This is a genomic window from Burkholderia sp. Bp8994, from assembly GCF_003853805.1.
In the GTDB taxonomy this organism is placed as follows: domain Bacteria; phylum Pseudomonadota; class Gammaproteobacteria; order Burkholderiales; family Burkholderiaceae; genus Burkholderia.
Genome location: NZ_QTQH01000026.1, coordinates 1 through 18,196 on the forward strand (window position 1 = coordinate 1; position 18,196 = coordinate 18,196).

General features: G+C 69.6%; 15 protein-coding genes and 1 riboswitch. Of the genes, 11 read left to right on the forward strand and 4 right to left on the reverse strand.

The window, feature by feature from the left end; all coding sequences use genetic code 11:
* The first annotated feature begins 134 nt into the window (after nt 1-134).
* The 6 genes from DIE04_RS25485 to DIE04_RS25510 all read left to right on the forward strand — a co-directional run bounded on the left by DIE04_RS25485 (nt 135) and on the right by DIE04_RS25510 (nt 7,633).
* Nucleotides 135-647: a chemotaxis protein CheW gene (locus DIE04_RS25485; RefSeq protein WP_124486486.1), complete on the forward strand. Its 513-nt coding sequence runs from the start codon at nt 135-137 to the stop codon at nt 645-647.
* Entirely contained in the window at nt 644-2,071 is a 1,428-nt protein-coding gene (locus DIE04_RS25490; protein WP_124523249.1) for a protein-glutamate O-methyltransferase CheR, read from the forward strand. The genes DIE04_RS25485 and DIE04_RS25490 overlap by 4 nt, the downstream gene beginning before the upstream one ends.
* Before the next feature lie 45 nt (nt 2,072-2,116).
* Nucleotides 2,117-2,821 (forward strand): chemotaxis protein CheW, encoded by a 705-nt coding sequence (locus DIE04_RS25495; protein WP_124523282.1) that lies wholly within the window; start codon nt 2,117-2,119, stop codon nt 2,819-2,821.
* Nucleotides 2,818-5,133 carry a hybrid sensor histidine kinase/response regulator gene (locus DIE04_RS25500; RefSeq protein WP_124486484.1) on the forward strand — a complete coding sequence of 772 codons (2,316 nt, stop codon included), beginning with the start codon at nt 2,818-2,820 and terminating at the stop codon, nt 5,131-5,133. Before DIE04_RS25495 ends, DIE04_RS25500 begins: the two co-directional genes overlap by 4 nt.
* Entirely contained in the window at nt 5,130-6,149 is a 1,020-nt protein-coding gene (locus DIE04_RS25505) for a chemotaxis response regulator protein-glutamate methylesterase (protein ID WP_044846626.1), read from the forward strand. The genes DIE04_RS25500 and DIE04_RS25505 overlap by 4 nt, the downstream gene beginning before the upstream one ends.
* Before the next feature lie 59 nt (nt 6,150-6,208).
* A riboswitch (Fluoride riboswitch) is annotated at nt 6,209-6,312 on the forward strand.
* Nucleotides 6,313-6,391: 79 nt separating this feature from the next.
* The gene (locus DIE04_RS25510; RefSeq protein ID WP_124522604.1) at nt 6,392-7,633 is read left to right on the forward strand and encodes a voltage-gated chloride channel family protein; all 1,242 of its coding nucleotides are present in this window, start codon (nt 6,392-6,394) and stop codon (nt 7,631-7,633) included.
* Nucleotides 7,634-7,722: 89 nt separating this feature from the next.
* On the opposite strand, the gene DIE04_RS25515 is transcribed toward DIE04_RS25510, so the two are convergent.
* Nucleotides 7,723-8,436, reverse strand: a complete 714-nt coding sequence (locus DIE04_RS25515; protein ID WP_124522606.1) for a riboflavin synthase subunit alpha — start codon at nt 8,434-8,436, stop codon at nt 7,723-7,725.
* Between the two features lie 229 nt (nt 8,437-8,665).
* On the reverse strand, nt 8,666-10,528 hold the full coding sequence (locus DIE04_RS25520; RefSeq protein WP_124522608.1) for an ABC transporter ATP-binding protein: 1,863 nt from the start codon (nt 10,526-10,528) through the stop codon (nt 8,666-8,668).
* 486 nt (nt 10,529-11,014) lie between these two features.
* Here DIE04_RS25520 and DIE04_RS25530 point away from each other — a divergent pair, with 486 nt between their 5' ends.
* Nucleotides 11,015-11,896 (forward strand): Dyp-type peroxidase, encoded by an 882-nt coding sequence (locus DIE04_RS25530; RefSeq protein WP_124522610.1) that lies wholly within the window; start codon nt 11,015-11,017, stop codon nt 11,894-11,896.
* A gap of 100 nt (nt 11,897-11,996) precedes the next feature.
* Here DIE04_RS25530 and DIE04_RS25535 read toward each other — a convergent pair whose 3' ends face one another.
* Complete coding sequence (locus tag DIE04_RS25535; protein WP_124522612.1) at nt 11,997-12,398, reverse strand: OsmC family protein; 402 nt, start codon at nt 12,396-12,398, stop codon at nt 11,997-11,999.
* 118 nt (nt 12,399-12,516) lie between these two features.
* The gene (locus DIE04_RS25540; RefSeq protein ID WP_124522614.1) at nt 12,517-13,437 is read right to left on the reverse strand and encodes a LysR family transcriptional regulator; all 921 of its coding nucleotides are present in this window, start codon (nt 13,435-13,437) and stop codon (nt 12,517-12,519) included.
* Nucleotides 13,438-13,916: 479 nt separating this feature from the next.
* Here DIE04_RS25540 and DIE04_RS25545 point away from each other — a divergent pair, with 479 nt between their 5' ends.
* From DIE04_RS25545 to DIE04_RS25565, 4 genes are all read left to right on the forward strand, one after another.
* Nucleotides 13,917-14,990: a helix-turn-helix domain-containing protein gene (locus DIE04_RS25545; protein ID WP_124573298.1), complete on the forward strand. Its 1,074-nt coding sequence runs from the start codon at nt 13,917-13,919 to the stop codon at nt 14,988-14,990.
* Complete coding sequence (locus DIE04_RS25550) at nt 14,939-16,255, forward strand: Nramp family divalent metal transporter (protein WP_124522616.1); 1,317 nt, start codon at nt 14,939-14,941, stop codon at nt 16,253-16,255. Before DIE04_RS25545 ends, DIE04_RS25550 begins: the two co-directional genes overlap by 52 nt.
* Before the next feature lie 80 nt (nt 16,256-16,335).
* Nucleotides 16,336-16,923, forward strand: a complete 588-nt coding sequence (locus tag DIE04_RS25555) for a phosphatase PAP2 family protein (protein ID WP_124522618.1) — start codon at nt 16,336-16,338, stop codon at nt 16,921-16,923.
* 479 nt (nt 16,924-17,402) lie between these two features.
* Nucleotides 17,403-18,191 carry an SDR family oxidoreductase gene (locus DIE04_RS25565; RefSeq protein WP_124486474.1) on the forward strand — a complete coding sequence of 263 codons (789 nt, stop codon included), beginning with the start codon at nt 17,403-17,405 and terminating at the stop codon, nt 18,189-18,191.
* Nucleotides 18,192-18,196: the final 5 nt, after the last annotated feature.

Below are 18,196 nucleotides of genomic sequence, written 5' to 3' on the forward strand. Positions count from 1 at the left end.
CAGGCGCTGTCGCAGCTGTCGGAAGCCGCGCAGCAGACGGCCGAATCGCTGCGCCAGTCGTCGCAGGCGATCGACGACCTCACGCTCGTCGCGAACCAGTTGCGCACCAGCGTGTCGCGCTTCAAGGTCGACGCGTGACGCGCGTCGAGTCGCACGGCGCCGCGCACGCGCTGTTCCTGATGTTCGAGCTCGACGGCGAGCGCTACGCGCTCGACGCGGCCGACATCGACGAGGTGTTGCCGCTCGCGACCGCCAAGGCCGTGCCCGGCGCGCCCGAATGGATCGCCGGGCTGCTGATGCGCGGCGGCCAGCCGGTGCCCGTGATCGACGTGCCGATGCTCGCGCTTGGACGGCGCGCACATGCGTTGCGTTCGACGCGGCTGGTGATGGTCCGCTACCGCGCCGGGCAGCTCGACCGCGAGCGCGTGATCGGCCTGATCATCGAGCGCGCGACGCAGACGCTGCGGATCGACCGCACGGCGTTCCGCGCCAGCGGCGTATCGACCGCGCGCACGCGCTGGCTCGGGCGCGTCGCGAACACGCCCGACGGGATCGTGCAGCAGGTCTCGGTGTCCGACCTGATCGACGACGTTGCGCGCCTGTATCTGTTCGACGGCCTGCCGGGCCACGGAGGGGAATCCGCATGAAAGAATCCGATTCGCGATTTCGCGGCTGGCTGCTGCGCGAGACCGGCATCGACCCCGATTCGCTCGGCAACGATTTTCTGAGCCGCGCGCTGACGGAGCGCGTGCAGGCGCTGCAGGGCGACGGCGAGCGGCTGCCGTCGGCGGCGCGGCCGCCCGTCACGCCGGAAGCGCTCGACGCGTACTGGCAGCACCTCAACGCGTCGGCCGACGAACGGCGCGCACTGATCGAGCTGTTCATCGTGCCGGAGACGTGGTTCTTCCGCGATCGCGAGGCGTTCGCGACGCTCGCGCGGCACGCGGCCGAGCGGCTCGCCGCGACGCCCGGGCGCGTGATCCGCGTGCTGAGCGCGCCGTGCTCGACCGGCGAGGAGCCGTATTCGGCGGCGATGGCGCTGCTCGACGCCGGGCTCGAGCCGGCCAGCTTCACGATCGACGCGCTCGACCTGAGCCCGCGCGCGATCGAACAGGCGCGGCTCGGCTGCTACGGGCGCAATGCGTTTCGCGGCACGGCGACCGAGTTCCGCGGCCGCTACTTCACGCCGGTCGCCGACGGCTGGCTGCTCGACGAGCGCGTGCGCGCGTGCGTGCAGTTTCGCCAGGCGAACCTGGTCGAACCGGGCACCGATACGGGCATCCGCTACGATTTCGTGTTCTGCCGCAACGTGCTGATCTATTTCGACCGCGACGCGCAGGACCGTGTGATCGGTTCGCTCGAAAGCGCGCTCGCCGATGACGGCATGTTGTTCGTCGGGCCGGCCGAAACGGGCGTCGCGATGCGGCACGGGATGCGTTCGGCACGCGTGCCGCTCGCGTTCGCGTTTCATCGCGGGCGCGATGGCGCCGCGGCGGACGGGTACGCGGCCCGCCATGCGGCACCGCTGCCCGCGATTGCGCCGTACCGGCGCGCCGAGCGTTTCGCCGTGGCGCCGCCGGCTGCGACGCGCCCGCTGCTGGCCGTCGTCCCGCCGGCGTGGAGCGATGCCGCGCCGTCGCGCGCTGCCTTTGAACCGGCCGGGCGACCGACGGCGTTCGGGCCGCGGGCCGACGCGCGCGTCGATCCGCTGGGCGATGCGGCGAACGTGGCCGACACGCCCGCGCCCGCGCCGGCGGCCGCCGACGGCGCCGCGCCGACGCTCGAGGAAGCGCAGGCGCTGGCCAATGCGGGCGCATTCGACGAGGCCGAGCGCGTGCTCGCGCAGTTCTCCGCGCACGCCGGGCCGCACGCCGACGCGTTCTACCTGAACGGGCTGATCGCGGATGCGCGCGGGCGGGTCGCGGAAGCGGGCGATTTCTACCGGAAGGCGCTGTATCTGCGGCCGACGCACCACGAAGCGCTGACGCATCTCGCGACCTTGCTGGACGTCGGCGGCGACGGCGCCGGCGCGCAATGGCTGCTCGAGCGTGCGCGGCGCTCGGCCGGATAATGAGAGTACGGGTTGGGAGCCGACATCGGGATGACCGAGGAACGAATGAACCGCGACGCCGTTGCCACTGACGACACGACGATCGGCGTCGACGATTGCTGGAACCGGATCGGCACGCACGGCGACCGCTCGTGCGAGCGGCTGGCCGATTGCCTGCGCTGCCTGAACTGCCCGGTCTACGCGTATCACGCGGCGAAACTGCTCGAACGCCCGCTCGGCGCCGCCGAGCTGGCCGACGCGACGCAGCGGATCAGCGCGTTCGACGCGACCCGCGCGCACGGCGACGACGATACGCATCAGGCGGCACTGGCGTTTCGCGTCGCCGACGAATGGCTCGCGCTGCCGATCGGCGTGCTGCGCGAGATCGCCGGCACGCGTCCGATTCATTCGCTGCCGCATCGTCGCCATTCGGCCGTGCGCGGCGTGGTCAACATTCGCGGCACGCTGCGCATCGCGATCTCGATCGGCGCGCTGCTCGGCCTCGACGCGGGCAAGGGCCGCGAGGGTGGCGCGGACGGCCGTTTCACGCGGCTGCTGGTCGCCGCGCATCACGGCGAGCCGGTGGTGTTTCCGGTCGACGAAGTCGAGGGCGTGCTGCGCTTCGGCGCATCCGAATGGGTGCCCGTGCCGGCGACGGTCGGGCGCGCGAGCGCCGGCCTGTCGCGCGGCGTGCTGTCGTGGCGCGGCAAGTCGATCGGCTTGCTCGACGACGATCGGCTGTTCGACGCCGTGACACGGAGCATGCGATGAGCGGCGATGACGATCTGAGCCAACTGTCGCTGCTCGAGCTGTATCGCGAGGAGACGCGCACGCAGACCCAGGCGCTGTCCGAGCGCCTGCTCGCGCTCGAATCGGGCGAGCCCGACTCCGTCGCGCTCGAGGCGTGCATGCGCGCCGCACATTCGCTGAAGGGCGCCGCGCGCATCGTCGGCGTGCCGCTCGGCGTCGACATCGCGGGGCGCATGGAAGAATGCTTCGTCGCGGCGCAGGCCGGTACGATCGCGCTGACGGCCACGCATGTCGACGTGCTGCTGGCCGGCGTCGACCTGCTGGTGCGCGTCGCCGATCCGCAGGCGCAGCCCGTGTCGCCGGCGGAGATCGAGGCGTTCGCGCTGGCGCTGACAGGCGCCGACGGCGCGCACGCGATGCCGGCACCGGCTTTCGCGCCGCCGCCGGCGGCCGCGGCGCCGTCCGTCGTGCCGTCTCGCGAGCACGACGGCGCCGCGAACGAGCCCGTGGGGGCCGGCGCCGCGGTGCCGCCGCTCGCGCTGCCGGCGGCCGTGCCCGATCCGGTCCAGGCCGGCCGCGCGGCCGGCGCGGGCGCGATGCGCCGCGTGCGGGCCGATACGCTGAACCGGCTGCTGAGCCTGTCCGGCGAGTCGCTCGTCGAATCGCGCTGGCTCAAGCCGTTCGCGGAGTCGATGCTGCGCGTGAAGCGCGCGCAGCGCGACGCGGCCCGTTCGCTCGATCTGTTGTACGAACAGTTTGCCGACGATCTCGACGCGGGCGTGCTCGCATCGGTGAACGAAGTGCGGCACATGCTCAACGACCTGCAGCGTTCGCTCGCCGAGCGCATGGACGAATTCGACCGCTTCGAGCGGCGCAGCACGCATATCGCCGAACAGCTGTACGACGAGGCGCTGCAGTGCCGGATGCGGCCGTTCGGCGACGCGACGCGCGCGTATCCGCGGATCGTCCGCGATCTCGCGCGCTCGCTCGGCAAGCAGGTGCGCTTCTCGATCGTCGGCGAAGGCACGCAGGTCGACCGCGACATTCTCGACCTGCTCGACGCACCGCTCGGCCACCTGCTGCGCAACGCGATCGACCACGGTGTCGAAGCGCCCGACGCGCGCCTCGCGCGCGGCAAGCCGGCCGAGGCGAGCGTGACGCTCGAAGCGCGGCATAGCGCCGGCTCGCTGCTCGTCAGCGTGATCGACGACGGGCCGGGCGTCGACATGGATGCGTTGCGCGCTGCGGTGGTGCGCCAGCGCCTGACCGACGACGAGACGGCCGCGCGGCTGTCCGATCCCGAACTGCTCGAATTCCTGCTGCTGCCGGGCTTCTCGATGCGCGATGCGGTGACCGACGTGTCGGGGCGCGGCGTCGGCCTCGACGCGGTGCAGGAGATGGTGCGCGGCGTGCGCGGCGCGGTGCGCATCTTCAACGAGCCCGGCGCGGGCATGCGCTTCGTGCTGCAGTTGCCGCTCACGCTGTCGGTGATCCGCAGCCTGCTGGTCGAGGTCGGCGGCGAGCCGTACGCGTTCCCGCTCGCGCACGTGCGCCGCACGCTCGAACTGTCGCACGACGACATCGACGTGCTCGAAGGCCAGCCGCATTTTCCGTTCGACGGCCGGCGCGCGGGCCTCGTCGCCGCGCACCAGCTGCTCGATGCCGGCGAGCCCGGCGTCGCGCGCGCGAGCACGGCGGTCGTGGTCGTCGGCGGCGAGCCCGAGCTCTACGGTGTCGCCGTCGACCGCTTCCTCGGCGAACGGATGCTCGTCGTGCAGCCGCTCGACAGCCGCCTGCACAAGATCCAGAACATCGCGGCCGGTGCGTTGCTCGAGAACGGCGACCCGGTGCTGATCGTCGATGTCGAGGACCTGATCCGCTCCGTCGACAAGCTCGTGCGCGGCGGACAGCTCGCGAAACTCACGCGCGACCGGCAGCTCGCGCTCGCCGACCGGCGCCGCCGCGTGCTCGTCGTCGACGATTCGCTGACGGTGCGCGAGCTCGAGCGCAAGCTGCTGGAAAAGCGCGGCTACGACGTGACCATCGCGGTCGACGGGATGGACGGCTGGAATGCGGTGCGCAGCGACGCGTTCGACCTGGTCGTCACCGACGTCGACATGCCGCGCATGGACGGGATCGAACTCGTCACGCTGATCAAGGGCGATCCGACGCTCAAGCGCGTGCCGGTGATGATCGTGTCGTACAAGGATCGCGACGAGGATCGCCGGCGCGGGCTCGATGCCGGTGCCGACTACTACCTCGCGAAGAGCAGTTTCCACGACGAGGCGCTGCTCGACGCGGTGCACGACCTGATCGGGGACGCACGCGGATGAACATCGGCATCGTCAACGATCTGCCGCTTGCCGTCGAGGCGCTGCGCCGCGTGATCGCGCTGCGCACGGATCACCGCGTGCTGTGGGTGGCGACCGATGGCGACGAGGCAGTGGATTTCTGCGTCGCGCATCCGCCCGATCTCGTGCTGATGGATCTCGTGATGCCGAAGCTCGACGGCGTGGCCGCGACCCGGCAGATCATGGCGCGCGCGCCGTGCGCGATCCTGATCGTGACCGCGAGCGTCAGCGCGAACACGTCGTCGGTCTACGAGGCGATGGGGGCCGGCGCGCTCGACGCGGTCGACACGCCGACGCTCGCGCTCGGCCTGCCGTCGGATGCGGCGCCGCAGCCGCTGCTCGCGAAGATCGACCAGATCGGCCGGCTGCTCGAAAGCCGGACCACGACGCTCGTGCCGCCCGGGCCCGCACCCGCGCGCGGCCAGCCGACGCTGATCGCGATCGGCGCGTCGGCGGGCGGCCCGACCGCGCTCACCGCGCTGTTGCGCGCGCTGCCGGCCGATTTTCCGGCTGCGCTCGTGATCGTCCAGCACGTCGACCAGGCGTTCGCGGTCGGCATGGCGGAGTGGCTCGACGGCTATACGCGGCTGCCCGTGCGCGTCGCGCGGCAGGGCAGCGTGCCGCAGGCGGGCGAGGTGCTGCTCGCGGCGACCAACGATCACCTGTACATCTCGCCGCGCGGCGTGCTCGGCTATACGCGGCATCCGGCCGAGACGCCGTACCGGCCGTCGATCGACGTGTTCTTCAACAGCGTCGCCGACGGCTGGGAGGGCGACGCGCTCGGCGTGCTGCTGACCGGGATGGGGCGCGATGGCGCGCTCGGGCTGAAGGCGATGCGCGCGAAGGGGTGCTACACGATCGCGCAGGACGCGGCGACGAGCGCCGTCTACGGGATGCCGAAGGCGGCCGCAGCGATCGGCGCGGCGTCGGCGATCCTGCCGCTCGACCGGATCGCGCCGCAACTGATTTCGCGCGTGACGCGCATGCCGCTCGACTGACGGCGCGCCGCGGCCCCGGCGGGCCGCATTGCGCGCGCCGTGCGGCGTCGCGTACAATTGCCGCCTGCGGAGATGGCATGCCTCCCTGCGGTCGATCCCGGCGCGTCGCGCGCGGTTCGGCCCTCAACCGCCGGTTTGCCCGGCTGATGATGCCTGCGTGTTCCTGGGTCGTCAGGAGGTCGCAGGCCGTCCATGCGGTATTCTGCCGCCCAGGTTTTGATGTCCCGTCGAATCTGGAAATCATGTTTTTCTCGACTTCTGCCGATTTTTTCGCGACCGTGCGCTACGTGTGCCGCTGGCTCGCGCTCTCTGCGTTGCTCGGCGCGCTGGCCGGCACGGCTTCCGCGTTGTTCCTGATCGCGCTCGACTGGGCGACCGGCACGCGCGTCGCGCATCCCTGGCTGCTGTGGGGGCTGCCGGCCGCCGGTTTGGCGACCGGCTGGGTCTACCACCGGTTCGGCCAGTCGGTCGCGCGCGGCAACAACCTGCTGATCGACGAGATTCACGACCCGAAGGCGCTGGTGCCGAAGCGGATGGCGCCGCTCGTGCTCGTCGCGACCGTCGTCACGCACCTGTTCGGCGGGTCGGCCGGCCGCGAGGGCACGGCCGTGCAGATGGGCGGCGCGCTCGCCGATCGCGTCACGCACCTGTTCCGGCTCGATCGCGAGCACCGGCGCGTGCTGCTGATGGGCGGCATCGCGGCCGGGTTCGCGTCGGTGTTCGGTACGCCGCTCGCGGGCGCCGTGTTCGGGCTCGAGGTGCTCGCGATCGGCCGCGTACGGTACGACGCGCTGCTGACCTGCGTCGCGTCGGCGATCGTCGCGGATGTCGTGTGCCGCGCGTGGGGCGTGCATCACACCGCTTATGCGATTCCGTTCGTGCCGGCCGTGTCGGCGACGGGGCTGGCCGCGACGGTCGTCGCGGGTGTCGCGTTCGGCGTCGTCGGCCGGCTGTTCGCGTTCGCGACGCATGCGCTGACCGCGTGGTTCCGCCGCGTGATCCGCTATGCGCCGCTGCAGCCGGTGCTCGGTGGCCTGCTGGTCGCGGTGGCCGCCACCGTGCTGAACGTGCCGCAGTATCTCGGCCTCGGCATCCCGACGATCGAAGCCGCGTTTCACGGGCCGCTGCCGGCTTACGATTTCGCGGGCAAGTTCGCGTTCACCGTCGTCACGCTCGCGTCGGGGTTCAAGGGCGGCGAAGTGACGCCGCTGTTCTACATCGGCGCGACGCTGGGCAACGCGCTCGGACAGGTGCTGGCGCTGCCGGTGCCCGTGCTGGCGGGGCTCGGTTTCGTCGCGGTGTTCGCGGGCGCGGCCAACACGCCGATCGCGTCGACGATCATGGCGATCGAACTGTTCGGCGCGGATGTCGGCGTGTATGCGATCGTCGCCTGCGTGGTCGCCTATCTGTTTTCCGGACACGCGGGGATTTATCGCGCGCAGCGGGTGGCGGTGGGGAAGGGGGCGCAGGTGGAGGTGGAGTAAGGCGGCGTGCGGGGCGGCCGGCCGCATCGCGACGGAAGCCGACGCCCGGTGATACCGGGCATCAGCGGGAACGGCGGCGCTCTTCGCCGTTACGCCTTCGGCAGCTTCGTGACGTTCCGCGCGAGCAGTTCCTCGATATCGATGCCCTTCTCCGCGAGCAACGTCGTGACGACGCCGGTCAATTCCCCGAGGGTTTCCTTGACCGATTCGCGGATCGTATCCACGACGACCTGCGTGCCGCGCTCGATCTCGATATTGACCTTGTCGCCGGCGCCCTTCGCATCGAAGGTGGTCGCGCGTCGCGTTTCGGGAATCAGCCAGACGTCGAACCAGCCTTCTTCGCGATTGACATCCGACACGGTGAGGCTGCAGCCGTTGATCGCGATATAGCCTTTCGCAAACACGTAGCGCCTGAAATCGGCCGGCACGCCGATGCGGATCATCCGGTTGTGTTCGGATGACGCGATGTTCGCGATCGTTCCCATGAAGTCGACGTGTCCGGACAGCGGATGTCCGCCGATTTCAGCGCCGTCCTTCGCGGCCCGCTCGACGTTGATCCGGGCGCCGGTCGTGAGGTCGGCGAGCGTGGTGATGCGCAGGCTCGGCAACATCACGTCGAAGTCGATCAGCTCGGGCGAGTGGATGGTCGTCACGGTCAGGCAGACGCCGTCGACCGAGACGCTTGCGCCGATCTCGATGTCGGTGGTGAACCGCTCGGGGAATTCGATGCTGAACGTTCTCAGTTCGCCGTGATCCTTGATGGCCTTGATGACGCCAACACCCTGAACAATGCCTGTAAACATGATCCGCCTTTCGTCGCAAATTGCCTGGCCGGTATGATAAGTGATCCCGGCTCGCCTCGTTCGCAACGGGTTTGCCGGGCAGCGCACGGCGGCTCGCGTGGCGCCGTCGAATGGAATCGACGACGCACGCAACGGCCTGGTGAATTCCTGACGATCGCATCGACGTACCGTGTGGCGCAACCGGGCGCGGCGGCGGTGTGCCGCGCGTCCGGTTGCGATCGGGTTGCCATCAGGCTTGCGCCGGCTCCCCAAGCGGCCCGGCATTATCGTCCGCCGTGCGCCGCGGCGGATCGATCAGGCCCTTCGCGAGTTCCAGCGCCTGCCGCTCGAACAGCCGGCGATACGTCCCGCCGTCGATGCGGATCAGCGCGTCGTGGCTGCCTTCCTCGATCACCTTGCCGCGCTCGAGCACGATCAGACGGTCGAGCGCGCGCACCGTCGACAGCCGGTGCGCGACGACGAGCGTCGTGCGCCCGACCATCAGCCGCTCCATCGCCTGCTGGATCAGCACCTCGCTTTCGCTGTCGAGGCTCGACGTCGCTTCGTCGAGGATCAGGATCGGCGCATCGGCGAGGAACGCTCGCGCGATCGCGACGCGCTGGCGTTCGCCGCCCGACAGCTTGATCCCGCGCTCGCCGACGAGCGTGTCATAGCCGTCCGGCAGCGCGACGATGAAGTCGTGCGCGCTGGCAAGACGCGCGGCGCGCTCGATCTCCGCACGGCTCGCGTCGGGGCGCGCATACGCGATGTTCTCCGCGAGCGTGCGGTGGAACAGCACGGGTTCCTGCTGGACGATCGCGATCTGGCTGCGCAGCGAATCCTGCCGCACTTGCGCGATGTCCTGGCCGTCGATCGTGATGCGGCCGCCCGACACGTCGTACAGGCGCTGGATCAGTTTGATGAACGTCGTCTTGCCCGACCCGGAATGGCCGACGAGGCCCACGCGTTCGCCGGGCGCGATGCGCATCGAGAAGTCGTCGTACAGCGGCACCGGATGGTTGCCGTAGCGGAACGTCACGTGCTCGAAGCGGATCTCGCCTTGCCCGATCCGGATCGCGGGCGCGCCGGGCCGATCGTCGATGCCGAGCGGCTGGCGCTCGAGCGCGACGAGCTCTTCCATGTCGTTGACCGAGCGTTGCAGGTTGCGGATGTGCATGCCGACGTCGCGCAGGTAGCCCTGCAGCATGAAGAACATCGTCAGCGAGAACGCGATGTCGCCGACGCTCGCTTCGTCGTTCGCCCACAGCCGCAGCGCGACGCCGATCATCGCCGCCTGCATCGCGACGAGCATCGCGCCCTGCAGCCCGCCGTTGAACGTGCCGCGCACCCACGTGCGGCGCGTGCGCTGGCGCCACTTGCCGATCACGCGATCGAGCCGCGCTTCCTCGCGCGTTTCCGCGCCGAACGCCTTGACGACCGCGTTGCAGCTCACGGCGTCGGCGAGCGCGCCGCCCATGCGCGTGTCCCACAGGTTGCCGAGCCGCGCGGCCGGCGCGACGATGCCGAGCGATACCGCGACCGTCACCGAGATGTACAGCAGCGAACCCGCACCGACGACGAGCCCCATCACCGGCCAGTGCGTGCCGAGCAGCACGGTCGCGCCGACGAGCATCGTGACCGACGGCAGCAGCGCGATCAGCACCGTGTCGTTCAGCAGGTCGAGTGCCCAGATCCCGCGCGTGATCTTGCGCACGGTCGATCCCGCGAAGCTGTTCGCGTGCCAGTCGGTCGAGAAACGCTGCACGCGATGGAACGACGCCGCGGCGATCTCGCTCATCATCTTCAGCGTGAGCGTGATGATGTTCAGGTAGACGCCCTGCCGCAGCAGCGTCGCGCCGATGCCGAGCGCGGCCAGCGTGCCGAACGCGGTGACGGCCGCATGCCACGCGGCGGCGCGGTCGGTCGGGCCGCTCGACAGCGCATCGACGAGGCGCCCGGCGAACAGCGGCGTGAGCACGTCGGCAAGCGCGCCGAGCAGCGCCAGCGTCGTGATCGTCGCGATGCGCACCGGCTGCTTGCGCCAGTAGCGGAACGTGAAGCCGAAGACGGCCTGGAATGCCTGGCCGCCCAGATGGGTGGTTTTTCTGGTCATGTATCGTTGCCCGGCGCATCGCGCGACGGGACTTTCCGGTTCGGAGAACGTCGAAAACGCGACAGCCGGACCGCGCGCACGACGCGGGCGAAACGAAACGGGCTGTCGGGAAATTGCGCGGGCGGGCGGGTTAGCGGAGCACCCGGAAGCCGGCGCGGACGACGGGCTGGATCAGCCGCGCCGTGGGACCACGTTCGGGAAGGTTGCTGGCATTCGGAACATCTGCACCTCCCTGAAGTGAACGGTTGAAAGGACGCCGAAAAAGACGTGAAGGAATTTTATCAGCAGAGCCGGACGCGCCGCAACGTCTGACGAATACGGCGTTGCAGCAGCGATGCGGTTAGTATTCGGGGTTTTGGCCCTCTTTCGTGCGTGTTCCGCGGTGCGGTGCCGCACGGGGCGGCGGGCGGCATCGATTACACTCTGCCGTTGCGCGCCGGCCGCTGCGGCCCCGCGGATTCACCCCGATACACTCCTGAGGAAACGATGAGCGACGTTCAGCAAGGCATCCTGGCTCCGATCGACACGGCGGCCCGATACCTCACTTTCACGATTTCGAACAACGTCAATGTGGCCGCGGCGCTCGCGGCATTGCGCGAGCTCATCGACGGGCGCGACGCGGTCGCAGGCTTCGGGCAGGCGCTGGCCGCGCATCTCGGCCGCCCGGTTCCGGGGCTCACCGAATACCCGGCGTTCGCGGTGAACGACCGTACGCTGCCGATCACGCCGGCCGACGTCTGGGTCTGGCTGCGCGGCGACGATCGCGGCGCACTCGTGCTGCGCGCGCGGGCGATCGAGCGGGCGCTCGCGCCGGCGTTCGTGCTGCAGGACGCGGTCGACGGGTTCCGCTATTCGACCGATCGCGACCTGTCGGGTTACGAGGACGGCACCGAGAACCCGACCGGCGACGACGCGCTGGCCGCGTCGGTCGTCACGGGGCAGGGCGCGGGGCTCGACGGTTCGAGCTTCGTCGCGGTTCAGCAATGGCTGCACGACTTCGACCAGATGGAGCGCATTGCGTCGGGCGACATGGATCACATCATCGGCCGCCGCCGCTCGGACAACGAGGAACTCGACGACGCGCCCGAGTTCGCGCACGTGAAGCGCACCGCGCAGGAGAGCTTCGAGCCGGAGGCATTCATGCTGCGCCGTTCGTCGCCGTGGTCCGATGCGCGCCGCGCGGGGCTCTACTTCGTCGCGTTCGGCCGTTCGTTCCGCGCGTTCGACGTGCAGATGCGCCGGATGAGCGGCGCGGACGACGGCATCGTCGACGGCCTGTTCCGCTTCACGCGACCGCTGACGGGCGCGTATTTCTGGTGTCCGCCGGTGAAGGACGGCAAGCTGGACCTGTCCGCGCTCGGACTCTGAGCGCCGGACGACATCCGCAAACGGGCGGGCCGCGCATCGCGCGCGGCCCGCCCGTTTTGCTTGTGACGCGGCGATCGCGTGCGGCGCGGTACGCCGCCCGTCAGTTCAGCGTCGTTTCGATGCGCGTGCCGCGCTTGATGAACAGCGTCACCGGCGTCTTCTCGCAGATTTCCGCGAGCCGCTGGCGCTGCGCGTCGTCGAGCGGGCCGTCGAGCGTCACGACGCGGCGCACGTATTGCTGCCCTTCACGATCGGCATGCAGTTCGGTGCGCACGTCGATGCGCGCGGCCGGCCACGTCTTGCGCTGCATGTACATGCGCAGCGTCGCGGCCGTGCATTGCGCGAGGCCGGCCAGCACGAACTCGAACGGCGCCGGCCCGAGGGCCTGTCCGCCTTCGCGCGGCGCTTCGTCGCCGGTCAGCGCGTGCGTGCCGGCCTGCAGCTGGACGACGTAGTCGGGCGCGTCGGCGGCGAGGGTGGCGGCAGCGTGGATGAGCGGCATGGCAAGTCTCCGGTAAGCGGGTAAGAGGCGGCCGCGACGATGCGCGGCGTGCGAGCCGTCAGCATACCGTCTCGACGAAAAACGCGGGCGCCACGCGCGTCGACGGGGCTCGCCGGGATCAGCCGGCGACGCCGGCACTCCGGCGCACGAGCGTGGCGACGCGTTCGCGCACCCACTGGTGCGCGCGGTCGGTCTCGCGCGACTCGTGCCAGTACGCGAGCAGCGGAAACGGCTTGAGCCGCAGCGGCAGCGGCTGCACTGCGATCGGCAGCATCGCCGCCATGCGCAGCGCATACGTGCGCGGCAGCGTCAGCAGCAGGTCGCCCGCCGCGGCGATCTGGCAGGCGGCGAAGTAATGCTGGCAGACGAGCTGGATGTGACGGAAGCGCCCGTCGTTGCCGAGCAGCACGTCGAGCGATTGCGGTTCGCCGAGCGACGACACCGCGACATGCCGCGCGGCGAAATAGTCGCCGCGCCGCAGCGGACCACCGGCCAACGGATGATCGTGCCGCATCGCGACGACGAGCGAATCGTCGAGCAGGTGCTCGGTCACGATGCGCGGGCCGGTCTGCACGCGTCGATCGACGGCCAGATCGAGATTGCCCGACGCGAGTTCGCGTTCGATGTCGTGCACCGCGACGCGGCGGCTCACGAATCGCAGGCCCGGCGCTGCGCCGGCGAACGCGGCGACGATCTGCGGCAGCGCGATCGATTCGAGCACGTCGCGAATGCCGACCGCGATGCTCAGGTCGAGCGTCGCCGGGTCGAATGCCGCCGGGTCGCGCGCGGCGCGCTGCAGGCCGGCGAGGTGAAGCTGCACGTCCGCGATGATCGCGCGCGTGCGCTCGGTCGGCACGACGCGGTTGCCCTGGCGCACGAACAGCGGGTCGTCGAAATGCGCGCGCAGCCGGTTGAGCGCATGCGTGACGGCCGGCTGCGTCAGGTGCAGCGCACGGGCGGCCGCGCCGATGCCGCCGTGCACGTAGACCGCATCGAGCACGCGGAACAGGTTCAGGTCGAGACGATGGTCGGCGGGCACGGACGAAGGCGGCGTGGTGGGCGGTGGGGCGATTCTAATGGATGCGCGAACAACGGAACGCGGGTGCGCGTTGTACCGGCGACCGATGCCGTCCGATGCATGCCGATGACGATCGTCCCGCTACGCGAGCGTGCGTGGAGCCGATGCGCGATACGAGGCAGGCGTCACGATCCGAGTCCGCCCGTCGACACGCGCATTTCCGCGCGGCCAGATCATCGGTCGGCGATAGCCTGTAAAAATCCGCCATCATGCTGTCCCGGTCGGCCATTTCGTGACAAAGAGACGACCCGTTCGGCTAGTTCGGCTAAGATGCCGTCGCTTCATATTTCGAGATAGCCGTCCCTGTCGCACGTGTTCAAACCAAATATAAGCCTGACAGTTCGACGGCAATTAAAAGAAGTCGAAACAGTCCGGGGGCTTGGCCAGTGGAAGCAGCAGATCAGAGGTGGGTCGTAATCTATTTGAGTACGGGGTTTTCCTTGGCCGAGGCCGCGCGTCTGAGCGAGGCCTTCAACCTGGCGAATCGCCTGAACGCGTTCAATGCGGATTACCAGCTGAAGTACGTATCCGAAAAGGGGGGCTTGCTGCAGTCGTCGTCCGGTGTGCAGATCGTCGCCGATTCGCTCGGCGACGAGCATGGCCATCGTGCACACGCGTTCTTTCATCTTCATGGTGAGCGCGCGTCGATCAACTGGAACGATGCGTTGCGGCGCCGCCTGAGCGACATCCGCCGCCATGCGCGCTGGATCGTCGATGCGATGGGCCTGTCGACGCTCGCCGCGTCGCAGCGGCAGACGGAAGCCGATCGCGCGCGAACCGATCGCGCCCGCGGTGCGGCGGCCACGATCGAACTGCAGGCCGGCGAGGCCGACGTGTTTGCGACCGTGCTCGACATGTTCCGCGCCGATCTCGGCGACAGCGCCGCACAGGAGATCGCCAGCAACCTGATGCAGCCGGTCGAGCAGCGCTATGCGCAGTCGATGTGGGCGTTTCGCGAACTGAGCGCGAGCCCGTCGATCCGGATGTCGGTGCAGCGGCTGCGCGCGCAGAGCGCGAACCGCATTTCGGTTGCGGAAGTCGCGCAGACGGTCGCGATGAGCGAGCGCAATTTCCTGCGGCGCTTCAAGAAGGAAATCGGCGTGACGCCGACCGAGTTCGTGCAGCACGTGCGGCTCGAGCGCGCCTGCCACATGCTGGTCCACACGACGCTGCCGGCCGACAAGGTCGCGCGGCGCACGGGCTTCGGCAGCGGCGAGCGTCTGGCCAAGCTGTTTCGCCAGCGCCTGCTGGTGTCGCCGACCGAATTTCGCGTCGCCGAGCGCGAGCGGATCCTGACGAACGGTGCCGGGACGCCGCACCCGCAGGCCGATCGGCAGCCCGCGCCGCGGCTCGCGACTGCCGACGGCGAGCGGGCGAGCCGGGGTGTGCGCGGCGATGCGCGGGAGAAAGCGGGGCGGATGAACGTAAAATCACCGTGTCGCGATCACGATCCCCGGTTTCCATGCCCCTGCTTCCCACTACCGCCACAGCCCCCTTCTGCCCGTCGGAAGTAAAGGGCAGCATCACGATCGACGCCGGCGCGTCGCGCTGGATGAAGCTCAAGCGCTTCTTCGGCCCGGGCCTGCTGGTCGCGATCGGCTATATGGATCCCGGCAACTGGGCCACCGACATCCAGGCCGGCTCGCAATTCGGCTATTCGCTGCTGTGGGTCGTCGCGTTCTCGAGCCTCGCCGCGATCTTCCTGCAGATGCTCGCCGCGCGGCTCGGCCTCGTCGCGGGCAAGGATCTCGCGCAGGCCAGCTACGACCGCTATGGCACCTTCGGCCGCATCGTGCAGTGGGTGACCGCCGAGGTGTCGATCATCGCGTGCGACATCGCCGAAGTGCTCGGCTGCGCGCTCGCGTTCAAGCTGCTGCTCGGCGTGCCGCTCGCGTGGGGGATCGTGCTGACCGCGCTCGACACGGTGATCGTGCTCGGGCTGCAGGGCAAGGGCGTCCGGCAGATCGAGGCGATCGTGCTCGGGTTGATCGCGACGATGGCGTTCTGCTTCGTCGCGCAGGTCGCGATCACGCCGCCCGACTGGCATGCGGTCGCGAAGGGGCTCGTGCCGGGCAATCCGGGCCATGACCGCAAGGACGCGATCGTGCTCGCGCTCGGCATCGTCGGCGCGACGATCATGCCGCACAACCTGTATCTGCATTCGTCGGTCGTGCAGACGCGCCATGTCGTCGGCGGCGCGCGCGGCCTGATCCGCGACACGCTCGCGCTGGTGCGCATCGACACCTGCGTGTCGCTGTTCGTCGCGATGCTCGTCAATGCGGCGATCCTGGTCGTCGCGGGCGCGGCGTTCCATGCGACCGGCCAGCACGACGTGACCGACATCGAACAGGCGTACCGGCTGATCACGCCGATCGCGGGCGGCGCGGCCGCGCTGCTGTTCGGCATCGCGCTGCTCGCGTCGGGGCAAAGCTCGACGCTGACCGGCACGATCGCCGGCCAGGTGATCATGGACGGCTTCCTGCATACGAAAATCCCTTGCTACCAGCGCCGGCTGATCACGCGCGGGCTCGCACTGGTGCCCGCGCTGATCGGCGTGCTGTGGCTCGGCGAAAACTCGGTCGGGCAATTGCTCGTCTGGAGCCAGGTGCTGCTGAGCCTGCAGCTGCCGTTCGCGATGTGGCCGCTGATCCGGTCGGTCAGCGATCGCAACACGATGGGCGAGCATGCGATCGGTCGCGGGATGCAGGCCGCCGCCTGGGTACTGTTCGCCGTCATAACCGGCACGAACCTGCTGCTGATCACGGGTGTCGCGGGCTGATACAGCTTGTCACAGGCTGAAACAGGCGCGTGGCGCGCCTGCGTTAAACTGCGCCTTTTGCCAGCCGTTCGACGTCCGTCATGTGGAGTGAAATCAGCAACATCGGCGATGCCGCGCTGACCTTGCCGGTCGCGCTGACCTGCGCCGTCTGGCTCGCGCTGTCCAACTGGCGGCTCGCGGTGCGCTGGATCGTGCTGCTCGCGGCCGGCATGAGCCTGGTCGGGGCGACCAAGATTCTTTATGCGGGCTGCGGGGTCGAGATCCCGCAGTTCGATTTCCGCGTGATCAGCGGCCATACGATGCTGTCGACGTCCGTGTGGACCGTCGCGCTGTCGATGCTGTGGCAGGCATTCCGTCCGGGCAAGGAGCCGGGCGTGGCGGCCGGTCTCGTCGTCGGCGCGCTGACGGGCGTCGCGCGCGTGTTCGACCATTCGCACACGGTCCCGGAAGTCGTCGTCGGCTGGCTGCTCGGCGCGCTGGTCGCGCTGGTGTTCCTGCGCGCCTACCGGCGGGCGCACAAGCGCGCGTTCTCGCCGCGCATCGCGGCCGTCTGCCTGCTCCTCGTGTCCGGCATCGCGTACGGGCATCGCGCACCGTTCCAGCAGATGATCGACACGCATTCCCCGCAGTTCTGCGCGTTCATGCGCACGTCCGGCGACGGGTTCTGACGGCTGTTCGTTGCCGCGCGTCGGTGCGCCGGTGCCGGATGCGGTCGTCGCCGCGGCGGTGGCCCCCCGAGTCCCGTCCCATTCCTTCTTGGTTATTGTCAAAAGCCGTTTCCCGATCGTTATCGAGCCGACATCGGCGATGATCGGCTGTGCTGTGCTGTGCTGTGCTGTTGCTGTGCCCGCCCGCCCGCCCGTCCGCCCGTCCGCCCGTCCGCCCGCCCGTCCCGCCGCCCGCGGATCCGAAGGTCATGAGTGATGTCTATGACCGGGCATTACGAAGATTCATTTCATCGATTGGCGGCAATCGCGTACGCTGGCGTTCGTTCGAGCGGGGCCGGCAGCGGCCGGCCGCCGGATTCGTCCGGCCCGGTGCGGCCGGCTCGCTATACTCGCGCATACCGCGCGGCCGTCGGCCGGCGCACGGCAACCGCCGTCGCGGCACCGGTCCGCCGCGACGACTCACGACAGGAGCAGGTCCCATGACAATCGTTTCCACGCGCCTCGCAGGCAAGTGCGCGTACATCACGGGCGCCGCCGGCGGCCTCGGCCGCGCGATCGCGCGCCGGATGGTCGAGCAGGGCGCGCGCGTGTTCCTGACCGACGTTGCCGACGCGGCGGTGCTCGATGCATTCGCCGACGAACTCAACGCGGGCCACGCGACGCCGGTCGCGTTTGCCGCGACGCAGGACGTCCGCGACGAAGCGCGCTGGCAAGCGCTGCTCGCGCAGGCGGTCGATGCGATGGGCGGGCTGTCGGTGCTCGTCAACAACGCGGGTGTCGGCTCGATCGGCTCGCCCGCGCAGATCGAACTGGACGAATGGCGGCGCGTGATGGCGGTCAACGTCGAGAGCATCGTGCTCGGCTGCAAGCATGCGCTGTCGTATCTGGCCGAGAGCCATCCCGCATCGATCATCAACATCTCGTCGGTGGCCGCGTTCAAGGTCGAGCCGGATTTCACCGCGTACAACGCGTCGAAGGCCGCGGTCGCGTCGCTGACGAAGTCGGTCGCGATCGACTGCGCGCGCCGCGAGCTCGACGTGCGCTGCAACTCGATTCACCCGGCGTTCATTCGCACGGGGATCGTCGAGCCGCTGTTCCAGTCGCTCGGCGAACGCGATGCGACGCGCAAGCTCGCACGCGGCATTCCGCTGCGCCGGCTCGGCGAACCGGACGACGTCGCGCATGCGGCCGTCTATCTGGCATCCGACGAAAGCCGCTTCGTGACGGCCGCCGAACTCGTGATCGACGGCGGCATGTGCGCAGTTTGACGCGC